General features: G+C 72.7%; 24 protein-coding genes. 13 read left to right on the top strand and 11 right to left on the bottom strand.

The genetic code is table 11. The annotated features are described in order from the left end of the window. Positions 1–20: 20 nt before the first annotated feature. The 5 genes from C4T42_RS21415 to deoA all read left to right on the top strand — a co-directional run bounded on the left by C4T42_RS21415 (position 21) and on the right by deoA (position 4,135). Positions 21–788 carry an anti-sigma factor gene (locus tag C4T42_RS21415; protein ID WP_026605029.1) on the top strand — a complete coding sequence of 256 codons (768 nt, stop codon included), beginning with the start codon at positions 21–23 and terminating at the stop codon, positions 786–788. A gap of 64 nt (positions 789–852) precedes the next feature. After that, positions 853–1,293, top strand: a complete 441-nt coding sequence (locus C4T42_RS21420) for a cytidine deaminase (protein WP_020093835.1) — start codon at positions 853–855, stop codon at positions 1,291–1,293. Further along, on the top strand, positions 1,286–2,110 hold the full coding sequence (locus C4T42_RS21425) for a purine-nucleoside phosphorylase (protein ID WP_020093834.1): 825 nt from the start codon (positions 1,286–1,288) through the stop codon (positions 2,108–2,110). The genes C4T42_RS21420 and C4T42_RS21425 overlap by 8 nt, the downstream gene beginning before the upstream one ends. Beyond that, complete coding sequence (deoC, locus tag C4T42_RS21430; protein WP_020093833.1) at positions 2,103–2,834, top strand: deoxyribose-phosphate aldolase; 732 nt, start codon at positions 2,103–2,105, stop codon at positions 2,832–2,834. Before C4T42_RS21425 ends, deoC begins: the two co-directional genes overlap by 8 nt. A 2-nt stretch (positions 2,835–2,836) precedes the next feature. Next, complete coding sequence (gene deoA / locus C4T42_RS21435) at positions 2,837–4,135, top strand: thymidine phosphorylase (protein ID WP_103985847.1); 1,299 nt, start codon at positions 2,837–2,839, stop codon at positions 4,133–4,135. A gap of 54 nt (positions 4,136–4,189) precedes the next feature. Here deoA and C4T42_RS21440 read toward each other — a convergent pair whose 3' ends face one another. The 4 genes from C4T42_RS21440 to dnaK form a co-directional block, all read right to left on the bottom strand. Next, positions 4,190–4,507 (bottom strand): hypothetical protein, encoded by a 318-nt coding sequence (locus C4T42_RS21440; RefSeq protein WP_020093831.1) that lies wholly within the window; start codon positions 4,505–4,507, stop codon positions 4,190–4,192. Between the two features lie 109 nt (positions 4,508–4,616). Then, positions 4,617–5,255 (bottom strand): phospholipid N-methyltransferase, encoded by a 639-nt coding sequence (locus C4T42_RS21445; protein WP_020093830.1) that lies wholly within the window; start codon positions 5,253–5,255, stop codon positions 4,617–4,619. Positions 5,256–5,394: 139 nt separating this feature from the next. Next, positions 5,395–6,543 (bottom strand): molecular chaperone DnaJ, encoded by a 1,149-nt coding sequence (gene dnaJ / locus C4T42_RS21450; protein WP_020093829.1) that lies wholly within the window; start codon positions 6,541–6,543, stop codon positions 5,395–5,397. A 251-nt stretch (positions 6,544–6,794) separates the two neighbouring features. Then, complete coding sequence (dnaK, locus tag C4T42_RS21455) at positions 6,795–8,711, bottom strand: molecular chaperone DnaK (RefSeq protein ID WP_020093828.1); 1,917 nt, start codon at positions 8,709–8,711, stop codon at positions 6,795–6,797. A 392-nt stretch (positions 8,712–9,103) separates the two neighbouring features. Between dnaK and C4T42_RS21460 the strand changes: the two genes are divergently transcribed. Continuing rightward, positions 9,104–10,087: a hypothetical protein gene (locus C4T42_RS21460; protein ID WP_103985848.1), complete on the top strand. Its 984-nt coding sequence runs from the start codon at positions 9,104–9,106 to the stop codon at positions 10,085–10,087. 145 nt (positions 10,088–10,232) lie between these two features. Here the strand turns inward: C4T42_RS21460 and C4T42_RS21465 are convergent, their stop codons facing one another. Then, on the bottom strand, positions 10,233–10,871 hold the full coding sequence (locus C4T42_RS21465; RefSeq protein WP_091979976.1) for a YqgE/AlgH family protein: 639 nt from the start codon (positions 10,869–10,871) through the stop codon (positions 10,233–10,235). A 186-nt stretch (positions 10,872–11,057) separates the two neighbouring features. Between C4T42_RS21465 and C4T42_RS21470 the strand changes: the two genes are divergently transcribed. The 3 genes from C4T42_RS21470 (at position 11,058) to C4T42_RS21480 (ending at position 12,639) form a co-directional block, all read left to right on the top strand. Next, complete coding sequence (locus C4T42_RS21470; RefSeq protein WP_020093825.1) at positions 11,058–11,315, top strand: hypothetical protein; 258 nt, start codon at positions 11,058–11,060, stop codon at positions 11,313–11,315. Positions 11,316–11,426: 111 nt separating this feature from the next. Further along, entirely contained in the window at positions 11,427–11,906 is a 480-nt protein-coding gene (locus C4T42_RS21475; RefSeq protein WP_091979978.1) for a peroxiredoxin, read from the top strand. A gap of 91 nt (positions 11,907–11,997) precedes the next feature. After that, positions 11,998–12,639, top strand: a complete 642-nt coding sequence (locus C4T42_RS21480; protein ID WP_056523681.1) for a DedA family protein — start codon at positions 11,998–12,000, stop codon at positions 12,637–12,639. Between the two features lie 6 nt (positions 12,640–12,645). Here the strand turns inward: C4T42_RS21480 and C4T42_RS21485 are convergent, their stop codons facing one another. Beyond that, entirely contained in the window at positions 12,646–13,404 is a 759-nt protein-coding gene (locus C4T42_RS21485) for a restriction endonuclease (protein WP_020093822.1), read from the bottom strand. Between the two features lie 110 nt (positions 13,405–13,514). Continuing rightward, complete coding sequence (locus C4T42_RS21490; protein ID WP_020093821.1) at positions 13,515–13,928, bottom strand: MucR family transcriptional regulator; 414 nt, start codon at positions 13,926–13,928, stop codon at positions 13,515–13,517. 394 nt (positions 13,929–14,322) lie between these two features. Between C4T42_RS21490 and C4T42_RS21495 the strand changes: the two genes are divergently transcribed. Further along, a complete protein-coding gene (locus C4T42_RS21495; protein ID WP_103985849.1) occupies positions 14,323–17,010 on the top strand; it encodes a bifunctional acetate--CoA ligase family protein/GNAT family N-acetyltransferase in 2,688 nt (895 codons plus the stop codon). Positions 17,011–17,064: 54 nt separating this feature from the next. Here the strand turns inward: C4T42_RS21495 and C4T42_RS21500 are convergent, their stop codons facing one another. Beyond that, on the bottom strand, positions 17,065–17,598 hold the full coding sequence (locus C4T42_RS21500; RefSeq protein ID WP_020093819.1) for a DNA starvation/stationary phase protection protein: 534 nt from the start codon (positions 17,596–17,598) through the stop codon (positions 17,065–17,067). Positions 17,599–17,734: 136 nt separating this feature from the next. Continuing rightward, positions 17,735–19,600 carry a L,D-transpeptidase family protein gene (locus C4T42_RS21505; protein ID WP_020093818.1) on the bottom strand — a complete coding sequence of 622 codons (1,866 nt, stop codon included), beginning with the start codon at positions 19,598–19,600 and terminating at the stop codon, positions 17,735–17,737. A 384-nt stretch (positions 19,601–19,984) separates the two neighbouring features. Here C4T42_RS21505 and C4T42_RS21510 point away from each other — a divergent pair, with 384 nt between their 5' ends. Continuing rightward, the gene (locus C4T42_RS21510) at positions 19,985–21,103 is read left to right on the top strand and encodes an acyltransferase (protein ID WP_020093817.1); all 1,119 of its coding nucleotides are present in this window, start codon (positions 19,985–19,987) and stop codon (positions 21,101–21,103) included. On the opposite strand, the gene C4T42_RS21515 is transcribed toward C4T42_RS21510, so the two are convergent. Then, on the bottom strand, positions 21,090–22,268 hold the full coding sequence (locus C4T42_RS21515) for an endo-1,4-beta-xylanase (protein ID WP_103985850.1): 1,179 nt from the start codon (positions 22,266–22,268) through the stop codon (positions 21,090–21,092). The two genes, C4T42_RS21510 and C4T42_RS21515, sit on opposite strands and share 14 nt — an antisense overlap. Positions 22,269–22,424: 156 nt before the next feature. Here C4T42_RS21515 and C4T42_RS21520 point away from each other — a divergent pair, with 156 nt between their 5' ends. Further along, positions 22,425–23,267 carry an SDR family NAD(P)-dependent oxidoreductase gene (locus tag C4T42_RS21520; protein ID WP_020093815.1) on the top strand — a complete coding sequence of 281 codons (843 nt, stop codon included), beginning with the start codon at positions 22,425–22,427 and terminating at the stop codon, positions 23,265–23,267. A gap of 149 nt (positions 23,268–23,416) precedes the next feature. Here the strand turns inward: C4T42_RS21520 and C4T42_RS21525 are convergent, their stop codons facing one another. Continuing rightward, positions 23,417–23,704, bottom strand: coding sequence for a GIY-YIG nuclease family protein (locus C4T42_RS21525; RefSeq protein ID WP_020093814.1), 288 nt, complete (start codon positions 23,702–23,704; stop codon positions 23,417–23,419). Positions 23,705–23,923: 219 nt separating this feature from the next. Between C4T42_RS21525 and zwf the strand changes: the two genes are divergently transcribed. Further along, on the top strand, positions 23,924–25,396 hold the full coding sequence (gene zwf, locus C4T42_RS21530; RefSeq protein ID WP_020093813.1) for a glucose-6-phosphate dehydrogenase: 1,473 nt from the start codon (positions 23,924–23,926) through the stop codon (positions 25,394–25,396). Positions 25,397–25,402: the final 6 nt, after the last annotated feature.

The raw sequence follows: 25,402 nt of genomic DNA on the forward strand, positions 1-25,402 counted from the left end.
CTGGATTCGAGGACTTCACGATGATCGATCCGATCACAGACGACGATCTCATCGCCTTCGTCGACGGCCAGATCGACCCGATGCGCCGTCTCGACGTCGAGGCGCACCTCGCGGCCAATCCCGAGGCCGCGGCCCGGGTGATGGCCGAGATGCACGATCGCGACGCCCTCAGGGCCTGCTTCGAGCGCGTTCCGGGGCCCGGGCCGGACCGGAACATGGTCCTGGCGCGCCGCTTCGACCGGAACCTGCGCTGGCGCCGCGTCGCCTCGCGCCTGAAGCGGGCCGCCGCGATCGCGGTGCTCGTGGGCGCGGGCTGGCTGGCCCACGACGAGATCGGCCGCTTCGGCGTTCCCGACACCCTGGCGGCGACCCCGGATCCGGCCCTGATCGCCGACGCGCGGCAGGCCCGGGTCGTGGCGCAGCTGCGCAAGAGCATCGGTGGCCAGGCCGACGATCCGGTCTACGACCGGGCGCGGCTCCGCTCGGCGACCGGCATCGACCTGCCGGCCCTGCCGGACGGCTGGCGGGTGCGCGACATCCAGGTCTTCCCCGCCCGGCACGGCACCGGGATCGAGGTCGCCTTGGAGACCGAGCGCTTCGGCGAGGCGTCGCTGTTCGCCACCCGCGGCATCCGCGGCGGACCGACGACGCTCATCACCGGCTCGGACGACGGCGACGTCGTCTCGTGGAACGCGGGCGACACCGCCTACGCCCTGAGCGGCCCGCGCAGCGACGCGGACCTGCGTCAGGCGGCGAGCCTCCTCGGCGCCGGTCCGGCGACCCGCTGAGCGCCGCGCCGGACTCCCGCCCGGGGCCTCGACAGGGCGCCCCGGCGGGTGCCAAAGATCGGCCATGCAGGCCGCGGATCCAGCACGGGACCCAGCACGGGACGATGACGGGCTCGCAGCCCTGTTCGAGGCGGCGCGCGCGGTGCGCGCGCACGCGCACGCGCCCTATTCCCGCTTCCCCGTCGGGGCCGCGCTGCGCGACGAGCGCGGCGCGATCCACGCCGGGTGCAACGTCGAGAACGCCGCATACCCGGTCGGGACCTGCGCGGAGGCCGGGGCGATCGCCGCCATGGTGGCGGCCGGCGGCCGGCGCATCGCGGCGATCCTGGTCTGCGGCGACGGCAACGGCCTGGTGACGCCCTGCGGCGCCTGCCGCCAGCGCATCCGCGAGTTCGCCCGGCCGGACACCCCGATCCACGCCGCCGGTCCGGGCGGGGTCGCCCGCACCTTCACGCTGGCGGAGCTGCTGCCGGAATCCTTCGGCCCGGAGACGCTCGGTGAGTGAGGCGGCCGCCCGCGACGCCCTGCGCGCCGCCGGCTTCGCGGGTCCCTACGCCTGCGCGGTGGTGACCGGCACCGGCCTCGGCGGGATCGCGGCGGCCCTCACGGACGCGCGCGCCGTCGACTACGCGGCGATCCCCGGATTTCCGGGGCCCGGTGTCAGCGGCCACGGCGGCCGGCTGCATCGCGGCCGCCTCGCCGGGCGGCCGGTCCTGATCTTCGAGGGGCGGGCCCACGCCTACGAGCGCGGTGACCCGGCGGCGATGCGGGTGCCGCTCGCTTGCGCCCGGCACCTCGGCGCCCGCCGCCTGCTCCTCACCAACGCCTCCGGATCGCTGCGGCCCGCGACCGGGCCCGGCTGCCTCGTGCTGCTCGCCGACCACATCAACCTCTCCGGCCTGAGCCCGCTGATCGGCGAGGCCAGCGACGCCCGGTTCGTGCCGATGACCGAGGCCTACGACCCGGACCTGCGGGCGCGGCTCCGCGCGGCGGCCGGGGCCTGCGGCGTGCCCCTGGGGGAGGGAGTCTACGCGTGGTTCTCGGGCCCGAGCTTCGAGACGCCCGCGGAGGTGCGGATGGCCGGCATCCTGGGCGCCGACCTCGTGGGCATGTCCACCGTGCCGGAGGTGATCCTCGCCCGGTTCCTCGACCTGCCGGTGGCGGCGGTCTCGGTGGTGACGAACCTCGCGGCCGGCATTGCCGGCGGCGCGCCGCACCACGCGGAGACGAAGGAAGTCGCGGCCCGGGCCGCGGAGGATCTCGGCCGCTTGGTCCGGGCGTTCGTGGCCGGCCTGCCCGACGGAGAGACAGCCGATGACTGACCCCGAAGCCGGCGCGGTCGCACGCCGGGCCCTGCCGCTCCTCGACCTCACCGATCTCGGCGAGACCTGCACCGAGACCCGGATCGACGTCCTCTGCCGGGACGCGAAGCGCGGCGGCGTCGCGGCGATCTGCGTCTGGCCGCGCTTCGTCGCGCAGGGCGCGCGGGCGCTCGCGGGCACCGCGATCCGGATCGCCACGGTGATCAACTTCCCCGCGGGCGGCGAGGACTGCGCCCGCGCCACCGACGACACCGCCGAGGCGCTGCGCGACGGCGCCGACGAGATCGACCTCGTCCTGCCCTACGGCGCGCTGCTGCGGGGCGAGGCGGCGGTGGCCCGCGACATGGTCGAGGCCGTGCGCGACACCTGCGGATCCGCGACCCTGAAGGTGATCCTGGAGACGGGTGCGCTCGCCGAGCCGGAGCGGATCCGGGAGGCCAGCCGGATCGCCCTGGAGGCGGGCGCCGACTTCCTGAAGACCTCCACGGGCAAGAGCCCGGTCTCGGCGACCCCGGAAGCCGCCGAGGCGATGCTGGCCGAGATCCGCGCCGGCGGCCGCCCCGCGGGCCTGAAGGTCTCCGGCGGCCTGCGCAGCGTCGCCGACGCCGCCACCTACCTCGACCTCGCCGACCGGCTGATGGGTCCCGGCTGGGTGAGCCCGAGAACCTTCCGGCTCGGGGCGAGCAGCCTGTTCGAGACCCTGATGCGGGCGCGGACGCTGTGAGCGTGCGGCTGCCTCAGGAGACGATCCGGGCCAAGCGCGACGGCCAGCCCCTCGATCCGGACGAGATCGGGGCCTTCATCCGCGGCCTCACCGACGGCACGGTCGGGGAGGGGCAGGCGGCGGCCTTCGCCATGGCGGTGTTCTTCCGCGGCCTGTCGCTGCCGGAGCGGGTGGCGCTCACCCGCGCAATGGCGGAATCGGGCCGGATCCTCGCCTGGGACCTGCCCGGGCCCGTCCTCGACAAGCACTCCACCGGCGGCATCGGCGACGCGGTGAGCCTGCCGCTCGCCCCGATGGTCGCGGCCTGCGGCGGCTACGTTCCGATGATCTCGGGGCGCGGCCTCGGCCATACCGGCGGGACGCTGGACAAGCTCGGCAGCATCCCGGGCTACGACGCCACGCCCGGGCTCGACGCGTTCCGCCGGGTCGTCGCGGAGGTCGGCTGCGCCATCATCGGCCAGACCGCCGAACTCGCGCCCGCGGACCGGCGCCTCTACGCGATCCGCGACGTCACCGGCACGGTCGAGTCCCGCGACCTGATCACCGCCTCGATCCTGTCGAAGAAGCTCGCCGCCGGGCTCGACGGGCTCGTGATGGACGTGAAGCAGGGCTCCGGCGCCTTCATGGCGGGCGTGCCTGAGGCGCGGGCGCTGGCCCAGAGCATCGTCACGGTTGCGGAGGGGGCCGGCCTGCACACCGCCGCGCTGATCACCGACATGGACGCGCCGCTCGCCAGCGCGGCCGGCAACGCCGTCGAGATCGCCTACGCGCTCGACTACCTGACGGGCGCGCGCCGCGAGCCGCGCTTCCACGCGGTCACGGTGGCGCTGGGCGCCGAGATGCTGGTCGTCGGCGGCCTGGCGCCGGACCGCGATAGCGCCGCGGAGCGGCTGGAGCAGGCCCTCGCCTCGGGCCGGGCGGCCGAGGGCTTCGGCCGCATGATCGCGGCGCTCGGCGGACCGGGCGATCTCCTGGAGCGGCCGGAGGCGCATCTGCCCGCCGCGCCGGTGCGCCGGGCGGTCCGTCAGGACGGGACCGTCGCGGGGATCGCGACGCGGGCGCTGGGCCTGGCGGTGATCGGGCTCGGCGGCGGCCGCACCCGGCCGGAGGATCCGGTCGACCCGCGGGTCGGCTTCACGGATCTCGCCGGTCCCGGATCGTCCGGCGGGCTGCTCGGGATCGTCCACGCGGCCGACGAGGCCGCCGCGGACCGGGCGGAGGCCGCGCTGCGGGCGGCCTACCGAATGGGCAACGCGCCGCCGGAGCGCCCGCCCGTCCTCGAGCGGGTGGGCGCCGGCTAGCGGGCGCGCCCGGCCATCACGGAGCCGTGGCCGGGCGCGGCGGGCTCGGAGCCCTTACCAGCGGCCGTAGCCGTGGCGATGGCCCCAGCCGCCGTGGTGATGGTGACGCGGGCCGAAGCCGCGGTGCCCCCAGCCGTGATGGTGGCCCCGGCCCCAGCCGTGGTGGTGATGGCGCGGGCCGTAGCCGCGGTGACCCCAGCCGCCGTGGCGGTGCCCGTAGCCGTAGCCGTACTGGACGGTCTGGACGTCGCCGGCTTCCGCCTGCAGGCCGGCATCGCGGCCGAGGGGCGCGGCCATGGCCGGCGCCGCGAAGGCGAGTCCGCCGAAGGCCAGGGCGGCGGCCAAACGGGTCCGTGCGGTCTTGGTGAACATCGGCGTTCTCCTGATCCACGCCGGTCGCCCTGTGGCGTCCGGCCGTGTCCCAGGTGTGCGCCTTTCCAGTTGACGCAAACGTGACCTGTTCGCTCAGGCGGTGTTCAGGTCAGGGTCGGCGGTAGACCCAGACCCGCGCCGGCGGCAGGTTCAGCCAGACCCGGTTGGAGCGGTCGGCGGTGTAGCTGCCGGCCTCGCAGCGGGCCGGGATCGGCGGAACGACCGCGTAGGTGAACTGCACGAAGGGCGCGCCCGGCCGCATCAGGTCGTGGGCGGTGTTGAGCAGGTCGAGCCGCTGCTCCAGCGGCTTGGTGAACAGCGGCAGGCTCGAGATCGTCGCGGCGGCGGGCTCCGTCAGCACGTCCTGGAGGCTCGCGCGCATGTTGTAGGCGTCGCCCTGGATGACCCGCACGCCCGGGAAGCGATGGGTCAGGAGGCGGCAGAAATCGGGGTTGAACTCCACGAGGATCAGCCGCTCCGGCGCGACGCCGCGCCGGATCAGCGCCTCGGTCACAGGACCGGTGCCGGGGCCCAGCTCGACCACGGGCCCTTCGAGGCGCGGGTCGACGTAGGCCGCCATGGTCCGGGCGAGCATCTTGCCCGAGGGCGTCACGGCCCCCGTGACCAGGGGGCGCTCAAGCCAGGACCGCAGGAATCGGGCCTCGTCCTCGAGGGGGTCGCGCCGCGGCCCGAAAATCGCGCTCCTGCCCGCAGGAGCCTTCGCGTTGGGACGGCGGAGCGGCGGCAAGTCCTGGATTCCTTGATGCCGGATGAGAATGAATGGCTAGGGACGGCGCTGTCTTACAGTCAAGCCGGCGCCGCGCCTAGGGGATGCAAGCCACGCCGGCCGCTTGCATAACGGGTCTTCCCGGGATTCGGATCCGGCCTCACGGCCGGACCGCGCCCCCGAAGAAGTCCCGCACCTTCGAGAAGAAGCCCGCGGACTCCGGATGGTTCTCCGGGGAGGCCGACTGGTCGAACTCCTGGAGCAGCTCGCGCTGGCGCTTGGTCAGGTTCTGCGGGGTCTCGACGAAGACCTGGATGTAGAGGTCGCCGACCTCCCGCGAGCGCAGCACCGGCATGCCCTTGCCCTTGATGCGGAACTGCTTGGCGGTCTGCGTCCCCGCCGGGATGCGCACCTGCGTCTGCGAGCCGTCGATCACCGGCACGGTGATCTCGCCCGAGAGCGCGGCCGTGACCATCGAGATCGGCACCCGGCAGAACAGGTCAGCGCCGTCGCGCTGGAAGAACTCGTGCTGCTTGATCGACAGGAAGACGTAGAGGTCGCCCGCCGGCCCGCCGCGCAGCCCGCTCTCGCCCTCGCCGGCGAGCCGGATCCGAAGCCCGTCATCGACGCCCGCCGGCACGTTGATCGAGAGGGTGCGCTCGCGGTTGACGCGCCCGGCGCCCTGGCAGGCGGTGCAGGGGTCGTCGACGATCTCGCCGCGGCCGTGGCAGTTGGGGCAGGTCCGCTCGATGGCGAAGAAGCCCTGCGCCGCCCGGACCCGTCCGTAGCCCGCGCAGGTCGGGCAAGTCCGCGGCTTCGAGCCGGGCTTCGCGCCGGACCCGTCGCAGACCTCGCAGGTGATCGAGGTCGGGATCTTGATGGTCTCGGCCTTGCCGGTGAAGGCCTCCTCCAGAGTGATCTCGAGGTTGTAGCGCAGGTCGGCCCCGCGCTCGCGGCCCGGCGTGCCGCCGCGTCCGCGGCCACCGCCGGCGGCCCCGCGGCCGTCGCCGAAGAAATTGTCGAAGATGTCCGACATGAAGTCGCCGAACTCGTTGCCGAATCCGGGACCGCCGGCCCCGCCCTGGCTGAAGGCCGCGTGGCCGAACCGGTCGTAGGCGGCGCGCTTCTGGCCGTCGGAGAGGCACTGATAGGCCTCGTTGATTTCCTTGAACTTGATCTCGGCGTCCTTGTCGCCGGGATTCCGGTCGGGATGATAGGTCATCGCGAGCTTGCGGAAGGCGACCTTCATCTCGCCTTCCGTGGCGGTCTTGGTGACCCCCAGGATCTCGTAGTAGTCCCGCTTCGACATCCCGCCCTCAGGTGCCTTCCCGTCCCGTCCCGTACCCCGGGCCGCGACGCTTCTCTACCACCGCGCCGCCGTTCCGGGAGGCCGCGACGAGCCCGGAAACCGGAGGCGCCGACGACGCGGATCCGCGATCGGCCGGCGGCTCCCGGTTCCGGGCCCCGCAGGCCCGGCATGACGGAGCTTCTGAATACGCTTCTCACGCAAAGGCGGGGCCGGATCGCTCCGGCCCCGCGCGGTCGTATCAGATCCGCGCCTCAGGCGCGCTTCTTCTGGTCCTTCTCGTCGACCTCCTGGAAGTCGGCGTCGATGACGTCGTCCTTCTTCTCGGAGGCCGCCGCCTCGGCACCCGCATCCGGGCCGGCCGCCTGGTTGGCGGCGTACATGGCCTCGCCGAGCTTCATCGAGGCCTGCATCAGTTCCGTGGTCCGGGCCTTGATGGTCTCGACGTCGTCGCCCTCCAGCGCGGTCTTGAGCGCGGTCATCGCGGTCTCGATCGCGCCCTTGTCGGCGGCCGGGACCTTGTCGCCGTACTCGGTCACCGACTTCTCGGTGGCGTGGATCAGGCTCTCGCCCTGGTTCTTCACCTCGACGAGCTCGCGCCGCTTCTTGTCGGCCTCGGCGTTCGCCTCGGCGTCCTTCACCATCCGGTCGATGTCGGCGTCCGACAGGCCACCCGAGGCCTGGATGCGGATCTGGTGCTCCTTGTTGGTCGCCTTGTCCTTGGCCGTCACGTTAACGATGCCGTTGGCGTCGATGTCGAAGGTCACCTCGATCTGCGGCATGCCGCGGGGCGCCGGCGGGATGCCGACGAGGTCGAACTGGCCGAGCAGCTTGTTGTCGGCCGCCATCTCGCGCTCGCCCTGGAAGACCCGGATCGTGACCGCGTTCTGGTTGTCTTCCGCCGTCGAGAAGGTTTGGGACTTCTTGGTCGGGATCGTGGTGTTGCGGTCGATGAGCCGGGTGAACACGCCGCCCAGCGTCTCGATGCCCAGCGACAGCGGGGTCACGTCCAGCAGCAGCACGTCCTTGACGTCGCCCTGGAGCACGCCGGCCTGCACGGCGGCGCCGATGGCCACGACTTCGTCGGGGTTCACGCCCTTGTGGGGCTCCTTGCCGAAGAAGGACTTCACCACCTCCTGGATCTTCGGCATGCGGATCATGCCGCCGACCAGCACCACCTCGTCGATCTCGGAGGCCGACACGCCGGCATCCTTGAGCGCCTTGCGGCAGGGCTCGATCGTGCGCTGCACCAGATCGTCGACGAGCGACTCGAACTTCGCGCGGCTGAGCTTCAGCGCGAGGTGCTTCGGGCCGGTGTTGTCGGCGGTGATGTAGGGCAGGTTGATCTCGGTCTGGGTGGCCGAGGACAGCTCGATCTTCGCCTTCTCGGCGGCCTCCTTGAGGCGCTGGAGGGCGAGCTTGTCCTTGGTCAGGTCGATGCCCTGTTCCTTCTTGAACTCGGCCGTCAGGTACTCGACGATCCGGTTGTCGAAGTCTTCGCCGCCCAGGAAGGTGTCGCCGTTCGTCGACTTCACCTCGAAGACGCCGTCGCCGATCTCCAGGATGGAGACGTCGAAGGTGCCGCCGCCGAGGTCGTAGACCGCGATCGTGCCGGACTTCTTCTTGTCGAGGCCGTAGGCGAGCGCCGCCGCGGTCGGCTCGTTGATGATGCGCAACACCTCGAGGCCCGCGATCTTGCCGGCGTCCTTGGTGGCCTGACGCTGGGCGTCGTTGAAGTAGGCCGGGACCGTGATGACCGCTTGCGTGACCGGCTGGCCGAGATGCGACTCGGCAGTCTCCTTCATCTTCTGCAGGGTGAAGGCGGAGATCTGCGAGGGCGAGTACTTCTTGCCGTCCGCCTCGACCCAGGCGTCGCCGTTGTCGCCGCGGGCGATCTTGTAGGGCACGAGGCCCTTGTCCTTCTGGGTCATCGGGTCGTCGTAGGTCCGGCCGATGAGCCGCTTGATGGCGAAGAACGTGCGCTCGGGGTTCGTGACCGCCTGGCGCTTGGCCGGCTGGCCGACGAGCCGCTCGCCGTCGTCCGTGAAGGCGACGATGGACGGCGTGGTGCGCGCGCCTTCCGAATTCTCGATGACCTTGGGCTGCGTGCCTTCCATCACGGCCACGCAGGAATTGGTGGTGCCGAGGTCGATGCCGATAACTTTACCCATGGTGGGATCCCTCTTTGTGTCGCGTTCAAGCAGACCGCCGAGCCCCGAAGCAGCTCGGCCCATGGCGGTGTCGGGGGTGATGTGAGTATGGGACCCGGGCCGGATCAAGGGCCGTGAACGGCTGAAACCCAGCGCGCAATCCCGCGTCGAGGGCGATATAAGAAGCCCGTTCCGGGCCCGCAAGGCGAAGCCTGCGCGGCGGGATCGGCCCCGCGGATCCGCGCCATCCCCTTGGCATTCCGGCAGGATCTCGCCGCACCGCCGGCGCCGGCCCGGTGGCGTGGCTGCATTTTGTTGCTCCGCTGCCACGTCGGCGCCATCGACGGCGTGTTAACGTTTCGACAAGGGGTTGCGCGTGGCCCCGCCACTTCGTGTCCCCGTCGTAGAGTCCGATGCGCCCGACCCGCAGCCTCCTGCTCCCGATCCTGGCGGTCGCCGTCGCGGCGCCCGGGATGCTCACCGCGCCCCCCGCGCGGGCCCAGAACTTCTTCGAGCGCCTGTTCGGCATCAAGCCGGAGCGGCCGCCGACGCCGCCGCGGGGCCTGCCCGAACCGGCGCCCGGCCCGGCGGCGCCGGGCGAGCCGGGACCGCCCGCGGCCCCCGAGGCGCCCCGGCCCGCCCCAGTCCCGGCCCGCCCGGTCGTGCTGAAGACGCCCTCTGAGGACGGCGTGATCGGCCAGGAGCTGCAGCTCAACGGCCTGTCCGGGTCCCTGAAGCTGGAGCGCTCCGGCACGGCCGTCACGGCGCGGATCAAGCTGCCCGGGACCAAGATCTCGCAGCCGGCGGATTCGTGCACCGTCCCGCTCGCGGGCGGCAATCCGGTGCCGCTCACCGCCGAGGGCAAGCCCGAGGGCGTGCCCCGCTTCGAGGCCGCCGGGGCCGAGTGCCCGCTGCGCTTCGACGTGACCGACGGCGGCGTCCTGGTCTCGAGCCTGGGTTCGGGCTCGGTCTGCACCTTCTCGGCGGCGGATTGCGCGACCACGCCGGTCGGCCTCTGGGGGCCGGGCGCCGCCACCCTGATCCCGCGGGCCGGCGAGTTCGACACGGCCCGGGGCGTCGCCGACAAGGCCGTACGGGACAATTACAAGCTGATGACCCAGCGGGCCCGGCGCGAGGACGTGCGGCCGATCGTCAGCGAGCAGGCGGCGTTCTCCTCGGACCGGGAGCAGCTCTGCCGCACCTACGCGCGCGAGGGGACGCACGGGTTCTGCCATCTGCGGGTGACGGAGAACCGCGCCCTGGCCCTGGCGACCCGGCTCGGCGCCAACACGGCGACGCCCACCGCCGCCGTGGCCCCCCGGCGGCCCCGGCCCAAGCCGGCGGTCGAGGGCATGAACCCGGACGCGGTCGGCGGCGGCGACGCCGTTCCGGAGTAAGACCGCCCCGTAACGGCCCGGCGCAACCGTCTTTGCGAACGGAGCGAAGCAGCCCAGGGTAGCGCCAGGCTGGACGGCGTAGCGTTCCTGGATCGCTTCGCTCCGCTCGCAAAGACGGCGTGCCGCCCCGGCGAGCGCGGTCGGGTCAGGCCCGGCCGGCGGTCATCGACAGCATCGCCGGGTCGATGCCGTTGGCCCGCAGGGCGAGGTCGTACTTGGCGTCGAGGTCGGCGTTGAAGATCAGGGCCGGGTCGGCCGGGCAGTTGAGCCAGCCGTTGGCCATGATCTCGCTCTCCAGCTGCCCGGCCTGCCAGCCGGCGTAGCCGAGCGCCAGCACGGCGCTAGCCGGCCCCTCGCCGCTGGCGATGGCGCGAAGGATCTCCACGGTCGCGGTCAGGCAGATGCCGTCGTCGATGATCAGCGTCGATTGCTGGATGTGGAAATCGTCGCTGTGGAGCACGAAGCCGCGCCGTCCCTCCACCGGGCCGCCCATCAGGACCGGCATGTGGCCGACCCGCTCGCGCAGGCGGATCGCGTCCGCCTCGGGCGCCACGTCGAGCTGGACCAGCAGGTCCGGCATGCTGATGTCGGTCGCCGCCTTGTTGACGATGATGCCCATGGCCCCGTCGGCGGAATGGGCGCAGATGTAGATCACCGAGCGCGCGAAGCGCTCGTCGGCCATGCCGGGCATGGCCACGAGGAACTGCCCGTCGAGGAAGTGCGGGCCCGCCAGCTCCGTGCGGAGCGGCGCCGCCTTCCCGGCCTGGGACGACGCTGCCGACATGGGATCGGGCCTGCGGTGCGGAGGGTGCGCCATGCGTCCATGCTACGCCGCGCCCCTCCGTTGTCCAGCGGGCAAAAGGGACGCAGCAAGCCTCCCCCAAGCTTGTGCGGGTCTCAATCCCTGTCCCACAATACCCGGGTCGGTCCGCGTCGCGGCCGTCGCGGTCACCGTTGAGGCTCGCTGGTCATGGCGGATGTCGCACCCGCTCCCACCTTCGACATCGAGGAGCAGCGGGCGCGGATCGAGCGGTCCCAGGAGGAGACCCGCAAGTTCGTTGCTGAGCAGCACAAGCTGATCGCCGAGCAGGCGAAGCTGCTGGCCGAGCAGGCCAAGCTCGGCCGTGACCGGGCCCTGGCGCCCTGGCAGGTGGCCCTCTCGGGCATGGCGGCGGGAGCGGCCTTCTTCGGGGCCGGGGCGGCCTTCATCAAGCTGATCGGCCCGTGAGGGCGGTGCAAGCCGGAGCTGGCCGCATCCTCGACAGGCACCCCCTGCCACGCTAGGTCAGGCGCGCTGCTCACGCGCGCCATCCCAGCGCGCGACAACGAGGGACCCGCGATGATCCAGGTCGGCGACCACCTGCCCCAGGCCACCTTCCGGGTGATCGGCCCCGAGGGCCCGATCGCGCGCACCACCGACGACGTGTTCAAGGGCCGGCGCGTGGTCTTGATCGGCGTGCCGGGCGCGTTCACCCCCAGCTGCCACCGCAACCACCTGCCGGGCTTCGTCACCCACAAGGACGAGATCCTCGGGCGCGGTATCGACGCCATCGCGGTGACGAGCGTCAACGACGTGTTCGTGCTCGACGCGTGGTCGAAGGCGAGCGGCGCCGAGGGGCTGGAATTCCTCGCCGACGGCAACGCCGATTTCGCCAAGGCCCTCGGCCTGGAGATGGACGGCACCGGCTTCGGCCTCGGGATGCGCTCGAAGCGCTACTCGATGCTGGTCGAGGACGGCGTCGTCCGGATCCTCAACGTCGAGGAGACGCCCTCGAAGGCCGAGGCGTCCGGCGCCGAAGCACTGCTGAAGGTCCTCTGAGGACGCCGCCGGCCGCAGATCGGCCCTCTTAAGGCCACGTTCCGTCCGCTTGTGTCGCCGGGCTCTGCCCGGAGACCGGCCCGAGGACCGCATGGCCTTCCTGAACGACCTGCCCATCGCCGACCTGATCGCGAATTACGGATACATCGCGATCTTCGTGATCATCACCCTCGAGAGCGCCGGCGTGCCGTGCCCCGGCGAGACGGTGCTGATCTCGGCCGCCGTCTACGCCGGCAGCACTGGGAACCTGAACATCGGACTGGTCATCGCCGCGGCGGCGACGGCCGCGATCCTGGGCGACAATGTCGGCTACTGGGCAGGGCGGCGCTGGGGCATGCCGCTGCTGCTCCGCTACGGCCATCTCATCGCCCTCGACCACGGGCGGCTCAAGCTCGGCCAGTACCTGTTCCGCCAGCACGGCGGGAAGATCGTGTTCTTCGGCCGCTTCACCGCGATGCTGCGCGCCTACGCGGCCCTGCTCGCCGGGGTCAACCGCCTGGACGCGCGCCGCTTCTTCGCCTTCAACGCCCTCGGCGGCATCGTCTGGGCCGGCAGCATGGGCATCGGCTCGTACTATTGCGGGCGCCAGATCGAGCACATCGTCGGCCCGGTGGGCCTGACCCTGCTCGCCCTGGTGGTGTTCGGCGGCCTGGCCCTGTGGCTGTTCGTGCGCCGCCACGAGGCGCGCCTGCTCAGCGAGGCGGAGATCGCCATCCCCGGCCCGCTCGCCTGACGGGCATCACGTCTCCGCGAGGTCGAACGCCTCGATCGCCTCGAGGGCGTCGTGGTGCAGGAGGAGGACGCCGGTGGCCGTGGCGAGCCGGCGCGCCGCCGGCGTGAAGCCGGCGTTCGACACCACGGCGGCCCGGTCCCCGTCCCAGTAGCGCAGGGCCGCGGCGGCTTCCTGCACGGCGGCGTTGCCCACGGGCTTGCTCAGCCGCTTGCACTGCACGACGAGGCGCAGCCCGTCCCGCACCGCCACGATATCGGCGCCCTGGTCGCCGCTCGCCGGCGTCCGGTGCGCCCGCCAGCCCGCCCGGACCAGGCGCTCGGCGCAGTAGCGCTCGTAGTCCAGCCCGTCCCCGGGCGCCTCGTCCTCCTCCGGGAGCGCGACGGCGGCGGCCTCGGCCTCGACGATCGCCAGCATCCGCGCGTGCTCCGCCTCGGCGAGGTCGGCGAAGCGCGGGCCGAGCTGCGGAAGGACGGTCCGCTCGAGGAAATAATCGCGCTCGCGCAGCCAGCCGTCCTCGATCCGGTTGCCGTAGGGGTCGGTGTAGCTCTCCTGCCGCCGCCGCAGCGCCAGCGTCTCGGCATGGGCGCGGGCGATCCGGCGCACCCGGGCCCGGAACCGGCGCGGGCGCCCGAGATGCCGCAGCAGGACGAGCGCGAGGGCGAGTCCCGTCGCGGCGAGCGCCGGCCGGCCGTACCAGAGCCCGAAGGGGAGGCCGATCACGGCCGTCCAGAACAGGCGGGCGACGAGGCTGGGCTTGCCGGGCATCGGGTCTCGGGGGCGCTGACGGGCTCCCGACCCTCGCAAGCGCGGCTTGCCCGATGCCTAACCCGCCTCCGAAAGCTGTGGACGCGGGCGCGGATGAGAGCGCCGCGCCGTCAGCCCTTCCGGCGCTGGTGGCCGAGGCCCATGCTCTTGGCGAGGCTGGACCGCGCCGCGGCGTAGTTCGGCGCCACCATCGGGTAGTCGGGCGGCAGGCCCCACTTTCCCCGATACTCCTCGGGCGTCAGGTTGTAGTGCGTCCGCAGGTGGCGCTTCAGCGACTTGAACTTCTTGCCGTCCTCCAGGCAGACGATGAAGTCGGGCTGGACCGAGCGCCGGACCGGCACGGCCGGCCGCAGCTGCTCCGCCGGCGGGGCGGACGGCTCGCCGAGCCCGTGCAGCGTCGCGTGGATGGCCGCAATCAGCCCGGGCAGTTCCGGCGCGGGGACCGGATTGTTGCTCACGAAGGCCGACACGATGTCGACGGACAGCGTGAGATAGTCCGGTTGCCCTTCACCCGTGGCGTCCATCCCGTAACCTCCAATCGATCCCAGCTGGCCACCGACGCCGGCCGGGATCTGTCTCTGCTCGACCCGATACAGGGTAGTTAATGGGCAGTTACTATGGTGGTGTGAATTCAATAGCAAGTCCAATCCACACATGCCCACAAGTGCCGTCTTAGAGTGGATAAATGGCGCCCGATATTGAACAAAAGGAGGTCTGGAGACCGCGCTCGCGTCGACCACGCGATTTCCGGCCGGCGCGTGCCGACCGGGCGTTGCAGGCGCGCCGGATCGCGCCATCTGGGAGGGCAGCGGGCGCTCCGGCGCCTCGTCCGTTCGGACGTGAGCGAGAGGCCAGATGCGTGCCGCCAGGAACGGCCTGCGGGACCGCGTCCCGTGACGATGTCGTGAGCCGCCGGTCGTGAGCACCTACCGGTTCGACAAGCTGCTGGCGCCCCGCTCGATCGCCCTGGTCGGGGCGGTGGGGCGCGAGGGCTCGCTGGGGCGCAGCGTGCTCGACAGCCTGCGCGCCGCGGGCTTTCCCGGCGCGATCATGCCGGTCCAGCCCGACCAAACGACCGTCGACGGGCTGGCCTGCGTGCCGCGGGTCGCGGATCTGCCCGCCGCCCCCGACCTCGTCCTGATCGCGGTGCCGCCGCCGAGCGTGCCCGAGGTCGTCGCGCAGGCCGCCGCGATCGGCGCCGGGGCGGCCGTGATCCTCACGGCACGGCTCGGATCCGGGCCGGGGGATCCCGGTCCGGTCGCCCACGGGATCGCCCGCGCCCACGGCCTGCGCCTGCTCGGGCCCGACAGCGCCGGCTTGGCGGTCCCGGGCGCGAGGCTCAACGCCAGCCTGTTCGCCCAGGCGCCCGAGGCCGGCGACCTCGCCCTCGTCTCGCAATCCGGCACGGTCGCGGCCGCCATCGTCGCCTGGGGCGCCCGCCACGGCACGGGCTTCTCGGCGGTGCTGTCGCTCGGCAGCGTCCTCGACATCGGCGTGGCCGACTGCCTCGACCACTTCGCCGCCGATTTCCGCACCCGCGCGATCCTGCTCTGCCTCGACCGGGTCGCGGATGCCCGCCGGTTCATGTCGGCCGCCCGCGCCGCGGCCCGGGCTAAGCCCGTCGTGGTCCTGCGGGCGGGCCGGCACCGGCCCGACACCCGCGCCGCCGTCACCCATACCGGCGCCCTGGCCCGCCCGGACGCGGTCTACGCCGCGGCCTTCCGGCGGGCCGGCCTGCTGGCCGTGCCGGACCTCGACGCGATGTTCTCCGCCGTGGAGACCCTGGGGCGGCAGCGGCCGTTCCCCGGTCACCGGCTGGCGATCGTGTCCAACGGCCGCGGCATCGGCCTCCTCGCGGCGGACCGGCTGATCGAGCGGGCCGGGACCCTGGCGGCGCCCGCCGAGGCGGAGGGCCGCGCGCCGGGAAACCCCCTCGACCTCGGCGTCGACGCCGCCGGTCCGGCCTTCGCGTCCGCGCTGACGCCGCTGCTGACGGATCGGACGAGCGACGCCGTGCTGGCGATCCACGTGCCGACGATCCGCTCGGAGGCCGGCGCGGTGGCCGAGGCCGTCGCCGCGACGGTCAAGGCCGCCCGCGCCGGCCAGACCCGCAAGAAGCCGGTCTTCGCGGTCACGCTGGGCGACGCGGAGGCGGCGCGCGAGACCTTCGCGCAGGCCGGGATCCCGCATTTCACCACCGATTCCGAGGCGATCGAGGGCTTCCTGCACCTCGTGCGCTACCGCGAGGCCCAGGACGACCTGATGCGCACGCCGGACTCGCTGCCGCGGGACTTCTCCCCCGACACGGCGCGGGCCCGCTCGATCGTCGCCGGCGCCCTGCGCCAGGGCGCCGCGTGGCTCGACCCGGTGGCGGTGAACGGCCTCCTGCAGGCCTACGGGATCCCGACCGTCCCGATCACGCTCGCCCCCGACACGGACGCGGCCGCGGCGGCCGCGTGGCCGATCATCGCGGCGGGCGGGACGGTGGCGCTGAAGGTCGTCTCGCCGGACATCGTGCACAAATCCGACATCGGCGGCGTCCACCTCGACCTGACCAGCGAGGCCGACGTCGCGGAGGCCGCCCGCAGCATCCTGGCCCGCGCGCGCCGGGAGCGGCCCGACGCCCGGGTCACCGGCTTCGCCGTGCAGCCGATGGTCCGCCGCGGCCAGCGCCGGGAGCTGATCGCCGGGCTCGCGGAGGACGCGGTGTTCGGCCCGGTGGTGGTGTTCGGCCGGGGCGGGACCGCCGTGGAGGTGATCGACGACCGCGCCCTCGGCCTGCCGCCGCTCGACCTGACCCTGGCGCGCGATCTCATTGCCCGCACCCGGGTCGCGCGCCGCCTGGAGGCCTACCGCGACGTGCCGGCGGCCGATCTCGGGGCGATCGCGCTGACGCTGGTGAAGCTGTCCCAGCTCGCCGCCGACCTGCCGCAGGTGCGCGAGCTCGACATCAACCCGCTCCTGGCCGACGAGACCGGCGTGCTGGCCCTCGACGCCCGGGTCCGGATTGGGCGCGCCGAGCGTGGCGACTACGGCAGCGCCCACGGCCGCGGCCACCCGCGCTTCGCGATCCGGCCCTATCCGGCCGAGTGGATCCGCACGCTCAACCTCAAGGACCGGACCGTGCGGGTGCGGCCCGTGCGCCCGGAGGACGAGGGCCTCTTCCTGGCCTTCTTCAAGGGTCTTGATCCGGAGGACCTGCGGCTGCGGTTCTTCGGGCCGGTGCGCGAGTTCAGCCACGCCTTCCTGGCCCGCCTGACGCAGCTCGACTACGCCCGCGCCATCGCGTTCGTGGCCACGGAGATCGGGCCGGGCGGCGGCGAGCGCATGCTCGGTGCGGTCCGGCTCCACGCCGACGCCAACCACGAGAGCGGCGAGTACGCGATCGCGGTGGGCCGCGACGCCCGCGGGACGGGCCTCGCCTTCGCGCTGATGCGCCTGATGATCGACTGGGCGCGCTCCGAGGGGATCGGCCGGGTCGAGGGCACGGTGCTGGCCGAGAACCGACCGATGCTGGCGGTGTGCCGCCGCCTCGGGTTCACGCAGGGGCGCGACCCGGACGATCCGGGCCTCGTGAAGGTGCACCTCGATCTCGCAACCGGCTAGCGGCGCGGCGAGGCCCGACCCGGCGCCGGCCGCGCCGGTGCCGGGGCGCGCGGCTCAGTGGCCGCTGTCGGTCGCGTTGCGGGTGGTCTCGTAGAGGAACCACGTCCGCTCCTCGGACTGGTCGATCCACTCCTCGAGCTGCGAGGTGGTCGCCACGTCGCCGGCCTCGTCGGTGACCCCGTGGAGCGTCCGCATGTTGGCGGTGAGGGCCTTGTTGTCGTCGCGCAGCTCCTTGAGCATGTCGAGGGGCGAGACGTACTCGGCATCGTTGTCGGCCACGCGGGTCAGGCTCTTGGCCTGGCCGAGCGAGCGCAGGACCGTGCCGCCGATCTTGCGGGCGCGCTCGTTCACCGCGTCGATGATCTCGAAGATCTGGGCCGACTGCTCGTCCAGCAGCAGGTGGTAGTCGCGGAAATGGGGCCCGCTCATGTGCCAGTGGAAGTTCTTGGTCTTGATGTAGAGGGCGAACAGGTCCGAGCTCAGGACGGTCAGGCCCTCGGCGATCGTCCGGACGTCGCTCGGATCGAGGTCGGTCGGGGTGTTGAGGCGCGCACTCTCGATGCGGCTGCTCGGCTTGGCCTTGGCCATGGTCGTCTCCAATGCGATTCGCTGGCTCGGCGCGCCGCTCCGTCACTCCGCGGAGGGGCGGACGCGCTTTCTGCAGGCCAATGGCCGGCCCGCCGGGATGTTCCGGCGTGCCGAGAATCGCATGGCTGGGTTGGCTTTAGCGGATAGGTTCGACGGATTCCAAACTGCGGTGCTCGGTGGCGGGCCGCTCCGGCGACGGCTTCGCCGGTGCGGGCCTGACCGGCGGAGGTCCGACCGTCGCGGGCTTGGCCGCGGCAGCCCGCGCGGGAGCCGGCTTCGCGTCGTGGGCCGCACCGGGCCGGGGCGGGACCGGCGCGGGGGCGGGGGCCGGCTTCGCGGCGTCCGCGCCCGCCGCGGGCGGGATCGCGCCGGTGGCGGCGGGCTCGGGCGCCGGCGTGTCGAGGTTGTAGATGTCGTCGCGGAAATGCGCCTTCCCGTCCGGCGTGGCGAAGCCGGTGAGGTACACGAAGGTGACCGGGATCGGCTTGGTGAGCTTGATGTCGCGGCGCTCGCCGTCGGCGATGCCGGTCTCGATCTCGATCGGCCCCCAGTTCGTGCCGGGCCCGTTGGGGCCGTCCGTGCCCTGCAGCAGCCAGCCGACCAGCTCCTTCACCTGTCCGACCCGGACGCAGCCGTGGCTGTGGAAGCGCACGCTCGCGGCGAAGAGCGACTTCGCCGGCGTATCGTGCATGTAGACGGCAAAGCGGTTCGGCATGTCGATCCGCACCTGGCCCAGCGAATTGTCGAGGCCGGAATCCTGGCGCAGCGTGTAGTTGACGGCCTTCTGGCCCGCCCAGTCGATCCGGGTCGGGTCGACCTCGCCCGCCGGGCCCAGGATCCGGATGCGGTTCTTGGCGAGGTAGCCCGGGTTCTTGCGCATCGCCGGGATGATCTCGTTCTTCACCACCGAGGCGGGGACGGTCCAGGTCGGGTTGAAGTTGATGTCGGTGATCCGCGTCTCGACGGACGGCGTCGCCTTGTCGGGGGAGCCGACCACCGCGACGTAGCGGCGCGTCACGGCGCCGTTCTCCACCGCCTCCACGGCGGCGGACGGGATGTTGACCACCACGTAGCGCTCGCCGAACGGGAATTTCGAGCCCATCAGCCGGGCCGCGGAGGCGGCGAGCTGACGCTGGCGCACCGCGGCCGGCACGTTGAGCGCGTTGATCGTGAGCCGGCCAAGGATACCGCTGTCGGGCAGGCCGTGACGGGCCTGGAACGCCGCGATCGCCGCCACCAGGGGCGGGTCGAGGCGGTCGTTCGGGGGGGCATCCGCCGGCAGGTCGCCGGTCAGCGTCAGGTGGTGGCGCAAGGCGGGGATCGCCGGGTGGCGCTCGCCGGGCTTGAGGCGCGCGAGATCGTCTGGCAGCCGCTCCCAGCCCCCGGCCTCCGCGAAGGCCGCGTAGCGCTCGGCCGCCCGGAGCGTGTCGAGGAACGTCCGCGGCGTCAGCGTCGGGTTCGGGTCGGCGGAGACCTTGGCGTAGACCAGCGGCGCCGGCTCGCGGGACCTCTTCGCCGCTTCCTGAGGCTTGGCCGGCTGGGACTTGGTCTCGGCCGATCGGGCGTCGGACGCCTTGCTCTCCGACGCCTTGCTGTCCTGGGCCTTCGCGTCCTGTGCCTTCGCGTCCTGCGCCCTGGCATCCTGCGCCTTGCCCTGCGCCGGGACTGACTCCGGCGCGGCCTCGGTCGCCCGGGGCTCGGCCGGCCTGGTCTCGGCCGGCCTGGTGTCGGCCCGCTTGGCCTCCGCCGGCTTGCCGGCCGCGCCCTTCGCCTCACCCTTCGCCTCCGGTGCGCGGGGCTCCTGGCTCCTCGCGGTCTCGCCCGCGGCGGGCGGCACCGCGACCGGCGCGGCGAGCGGCGGCACCGGCGCGGGGCCGCCCTGCGCCGCGCCGGTCCCCTGCGCCAGGGCGACGCCGGGCGCTCCGAGCAGGGCCAGCAGGGACAGGCCCGCACCCAGCGCGGCGTGCGGGCGGGCGTGACGGCGGGGCTGGACCGGGACCATACGCAACACTCCCGACGCGCTCAGGCGGCGCGACCGGGCCGGATGATGGGCCGGCGTGGTTACCAATCTCCTCCGACCCTGAAAGCTGGCAGGATCGGGATTCACGATCCCGCAATTGACTCCTCCGCGCGTGACGGCGCGGATGTCGGTCGGCGTGAACGTCGCGCTCATACATTCATGCGTTGCTGGCTCCGGCGCCCACGTCTTTGCGCGCGGAGCGAAGCGATCCAGACGGCGCGACGCCGCCCGTCGTCGCGCTGCCCCGGGTCACTTCGCTCCGCCCGCGATGACGGAGTAGGACACCTTCATCGAAGCGTTCCGTCGGACACCGCGTGGCCGGGCCGCCACGGCTGCCCAGGCCCGGACAGGAGATCGGTCCCCAGCATGCCGGATTCCGGTGATCCGATCCCGAGGACGATGCCCTACCTGCCGCAGCTCGACGGGGTGCGGGCGCTCGCCATCCTGATCGTGTTCGCGGCCCATTGCGGCTACGGCCACGTGGTGCCGGGCGGCTTCGGCGTGACCGTCTTCTTCTTCCTCAGCGGCTACCTGATCACCACGCTCCTGCGGATCGAGCGGGCGCGGACCGGAACGGTGTCGCTTCCCGCCTTCTACCTCCGGCGGAGCCTGCGCATCCTGCCGCCCATGTACCTGACCCTGCTCGCCTCCGGCGCGCTCTACGCGGCGGGGTGGCTCGACTGGATGCCGGTCGCGCCGGCGGCGGTCCTCGGGCAGGCGACCTTCCTGACGAACTATCCCGGCCTGTTCGGCACCGAGGCGGTGCTGCCGGTGCCGCTCTGGAGCCTCGCCATCGAGGAGCACTTCTACCTCGTCTTCCCGCTGGTCTTCCTGCTCTGGCTCGGGCGCCTGCGGCCGCGCCGCGCGGCCCTGGCCTGCCTGGGGCTCTGCGCGGCCGTGCTGGCGATCCGGTGTGTCAACGTCTGGCGGCTGCCGGATTACAGCCTGAACTACAGCTGGACCCACACCCGGATCGACGCGATCCTGTTCGGGTGCTGCCTCGGGCTGTGGAACAACCCGGTGATCCCGGCCGACCGCGCGTGGCGCCCCGCGCCCTGGCACGTCGCGGCGAGCCTCGCGGTGATCCTCGGGACCCTGGCGGTCCGCGATCCCGCCTTCCGGGAGAGTCTGCGCTACACGCTCCAGAGCGCCGCCCTGTTCGTGCCCTTCGCGTACCTGCTGCACGGCGAGGGACCTCTGGTGCGGCTGCTGGCCAGCCGGCCGATGCGCCGGCTCGGTCTCTGGTCCTACAGCTTCTACCTCGCGCACATGACCGTGGTGGCCCTGGTGCTGCACCTGCGGCCCGGGCTGCACGGCGTCGGCCTGATGCTGGCGGCCTTCCCGGTGACCCTGCTGTGGTGCTGGGGGATTTACGGCCTCGTCGAGCGCCCCTGCGCGCGCCTCCGCCGCCGGCTCCTGGCGGACCGGCCGCCGGAGCCGAGCCTGGCCGAGGACGGCCGCCGGGCCGGCGTCACGCCCGCCTGAGCTTCTCGCGGGCGGCCCTGTGATCGGGCGCGGCCTCGAAGGCCGCCTTCATCGCGTGCCACAGGGGCTTGCGCCGGAACTGCGCGTCGAGCGGCAGCGCCCGCTGCGGCAGGCCGTCGGGCCGCTTGCGGTAGGGGTGGTCGTTCAGCCACGTGTCCGGGTCGTAGATGTCCCAGGTCAGGACGTCGAGGCAGGCGGGCTCGTCCAGCACCACGTCGAGGTAGCGGCGGGCGTAATCGGCCACCATCCGGTCGCGGGTCGCCACGTCGGACGGGAAGGCGCGGTCGTCGATGTCGAGCTCGGTGATCTCGATGCCGAGGCCCATCTGGCCGATCTCCCGCAGGAAGCGCCGCAGCTGGCCCTGGTCGATCGGGATCGTGCTGGTGAGGTGCGATTGCAGCCCGAAGCGCCGGATCGGCACGCCCCGGGACCGCATCGCCTCCAGGCGGCGCAGGACCTTGGTGCGCTTGGCCTCCATCCAGGGCGCGCCCTGCTCCACCGCGTCCTCGTTCCACGTGCCGGCCGCCGCGGGGTCGGTCTCGTGCAGGATCCGGAAGGCGAGGTCGACGTAGCCGGGCCCGATCGCGGCGAGCCAGGGCGAGTCGCGCAGGCCGCCGCCGCGGTCTGGGTCGGACTCGTTGCCGAGGATCTCGTTGACCACGTCCCAGGCGACGATCTGGCCGCGGTAATGGCCCGCCACCGTCTCGATCCAGCGCCGCATGAAGTCCTCGGCCTGGACGGCGCTCGCCCGGCCGAGCAGCGGTCCGACCCAGGGCGGCAGCGCCGCGTGCCAGACGAGCGTGTGGCCGCGCATGCGCTGGCCGTTTCCCCTCGCGAAGCGCAGGATGGCGTCGCCGCGGGCGAAGTCGGTCTTGCCCGGCGCCGGCAGGACCTCCTCCATCTTCATCTCGGTGCCGCAGACGAGGATGCCGCATTCCCGCGCCACCGCCTGCCGGTAGGCGGGCGTCGCGTCGAAGCGGTGGAACGGCACCTCGCAGCCGTATGTCAGGCCCTTGGCGGCCGCGGCGGCCTGGAGGCTGTCGGCCGACCAGGACGGCCGGCCGAGGGGACCGAACCCCGCCGGGCCGGCCGCGCGCGCCGCGCCGGCGAGGCCGAGGGCGGCCGCGCCGGCGAGGATCGACCGGCGGTGCGGGAGAGGGGGCATCCGGGTGCTTCGTTCCGTGACGTGCCCGCCACCCTAGCAGAAGCCGCCGCGGCGGCGATCCGCTGGTTCTGCCGGGGCGGCGCGGGACTGCGGCGCGAACTCGCCTTCCGCCCGGGGCGCCCCATCTGATGGGCGCCCGTCAGCCGAGGATCCGTCATGAGCCAGCACCCCGCGATCAGCCCCGGTCGCAGCGCGGTCGTCACCGGGGCTGCGAGCGGCATCGGGCTCGCCGCCGCGCAGGCCTTCGCCCGGGCCGGCATGAACGTCTGGCTCGCCGACCTGCCGGGGCCGGCCCTGGACGCGGCCCGGGCCGCCGTCGCCGAACTCGCCGCCGTCGAGGTGCGCGCCGTGCCCACCGACGTGTCGGACCGGGGCGCCGTCGAGGCCCTGGCGACCGCCGTCTCCAAGGGCGGGCCGCCCGCCCTGGTGATGCTGAATGCCGGGATCGAGGCCGGCGGAAAACTGTTCTCCGACGCCGACACCTGGACGCGGATCCTGGGCACCAATCTCGGCGGCGTGGTCAACGGCATCCACGCCTTCGCGCCCGGCATGATCGAGGGCGGCAAGCCCGGGGCGATCATCGTCACGGGTTCGAAGCAGGGCATCACCACCCCGCCGGGCAACGCGCCCTACAACGTCTCGAAGGCGGGCGTGAAGGCGGTCACCGAGGCGCTCGCCCACGAGCTGCGCAACCGGGAGGGCTGCCACACCACGGCCCACCTGCTGATCCCGGGCTTCGTCTACACGGGCCTCACGAAGGCCCGCGGCGTCGCGGAGAAGCCCGCCGGGGCCTGGACGCCCGACGAGACCGTGGCCTTCCTGCTGGACCGGCTCGCCGCCGGCGATTTCTACATCCTCTGCCCGGACAACGAGACCACCCGCGCCCAGGACGCGAAGCGGATCGCCTGGGCGTCCGGCGACATCGTCGAGAACCGGCCCGCCCTCTCGCGCTGGCATCCGGACTACGCCGAGGCGTTCAAGCGGTACATGGCGGGGTGACCCGCGCGGCCTCGCGCTGCCCTGGGTCACTTCGCTCCGCTCGTGATGACGGAGTGTGTGAAGGCGGCCTGGGGGGCCGCGATGAGCCAGACAACGCCGTCTTTGCGAGCGCAGCGAAGCAATCCAGGGATCCGCGACGCCGGACCCGTTCACGCGAGATCGGGATACAGGTCGTTCCAGTCCGGATTCATCGCCTCGATCAGGGCGAGCTTCTTCTTCCGTGAGCCCGCCTTGATCTGCTTCTCGCGGGTGATGGCCTCATTCATCGTGGGATAGCGCTCGTACCAGACGAGGCGTTGGCAAGCGTAGCGGCTCGTGAAACCGGGAAGCAGCCCCTCCCGGTGCTCGTGGACCCGCCGTGCGAGGTCCGAGGTCACGCCGGTGTAGAGCGTGCCGTTGCGGCGGCTCGCCATAATGTAGACGGCCGGCTCGCGCATCGTGCTGTCCTTCGGCGCCGCCGCGCTGCCCTGGGTTGCTTCGCTGCGCTCGCAAGGACGGAGCGTGGCAGCGTGGACTTGCCCGGATCTGTCCCGGCCGCCCCCTGAACCGGACAGCGCTGGCCTGCGCCCCTCGTCTGGCGAAGCCCTTGCACACGGGCTAGGTCAGTGCGACGCAGCCGCCGCACGAGACCAGCGCACGACACCCGGGAGCCGCACTTGGCCACGATCATCCCCGTCGCTTCCTTCGACTGCGTCGTGTTCGGCGCTACCGGCGATCTGACCGCGCGCAAGCTCCTGCCGGCCCTGTTCTACCGATTCCGCGACGGCCAGATCCCCGAGACCAGCCGGATCATCGGCGCCTCGCGCTCGGAACTGTCCCTCGACGCCTTCCGCGAGCACGCCCGCGACGCGCTCAAGCGCTTCGTGCCGGCGGCCGACCTGTCCGACGACATGCTCCACCGCTTCCTCGACCACGTCGACTACGTCGCGGTGGACGGGGCCGGCGACAGCGGCTGGACCGACCTCGTCGCCAAGCTCGACGAGCGGCCCGACCAGGTCCGGCCCTACTACCTCGCCACCTCGCCCGACCTCTACGGCTCGATCTGCCGCAACCTCGCCGCCCACGGGCTCGTCGGCGAGAAGTCCCGCGTCGTGCTGGAGAAGCCGATCGGCAAGGACCTGAAATCGGCCCGGGCGATCAACGACGCGGTCGGCGAGGTCTTCCCCGAATCGCAGATCTTCCGGATCGACCACTATCTCGGCAAGGAGACGGTCCAGAACCTGCTCTCGCTCCGCTTCGCCAACACGATCTTCGAGCGGCTCTGGACCTCCGACGTGATCGACCACGTCCAGATCACGGTCGCCGAGACGGTGGGGGTCGAGGGCCGGGCCGGCTACTACGACACGTCGGGCGCGATGCGCGACATGCTGCAGAACCACATCCTGCAGCTCCTCTGCCTCACCGCCATGGAGAGCCCGCTCAATCTCGAGGCGAACTCCGTCCGCGACGAGAAGCTCAAGGTGCTGCGCGCCCTGAAGCCGATCACCAGCCAGGACATCCCGCTGGTGACGGTGCGCGGCCAGTACGTGGCGGGCGCCGTCGACGGCAAACCGGTCGAGGGCTACCTCGCCGAGCTCGGCCACGAGAGCCGGACCGAGACCTTCGTGGCCATGAAGGTCGAGATCCAGTCCGGGCGGTGGGCCGGGGTGCCGTTCTACCTGCGCACCGGCAAGCGCCTGCCCCAGAAGCTCTCCGAGATCGTGGTGCAGTTCCGCGCCTCGCCGTTCTCGATCTTCCCCGAGGAGGCCTTCGGCCGCGAGCCCAACCGCCTCGTGATCCGCCTGCAGCCGCAGGAGGGCATGAAGCTCGAGGTGATGACCAAGGATCCGGGGCCCGGCGGCCTGCGGCTGCGCCCGACCGACCTCGACATCTCCTTCGAGGAGACCTTCAAGCAGCGCTACCCCGACGCCTACGAGCGCCTGCTGATGGACGTGGTCCGCGGCAACGCGACGCTGTTCATGCGCCGCGACGAGGTCGAGGCGGCCTGGGCCTGGGCGGACGGCGTGCTCAAGGCCTGGGCCGACCGGCCCGAGGCGCCGCGGCCCTACCCGGCCGGGAGCTGGGGCCCGACCGCCGCCATCGCGCTGATCGAGCGCGACGGCCGGACGTGGCACGAGGAGCTGCGGTAAGGACGT

The sequence above is a fragment of the Methylobacterium sp. 190mf genome (assembly GCF_900107945.1).
Classification (GTDB): Bacteria; Pseudomonadota; Alphaproteobacteria; order Rhizobiales; family Beijerinckiaceae; genus Methylobacterium.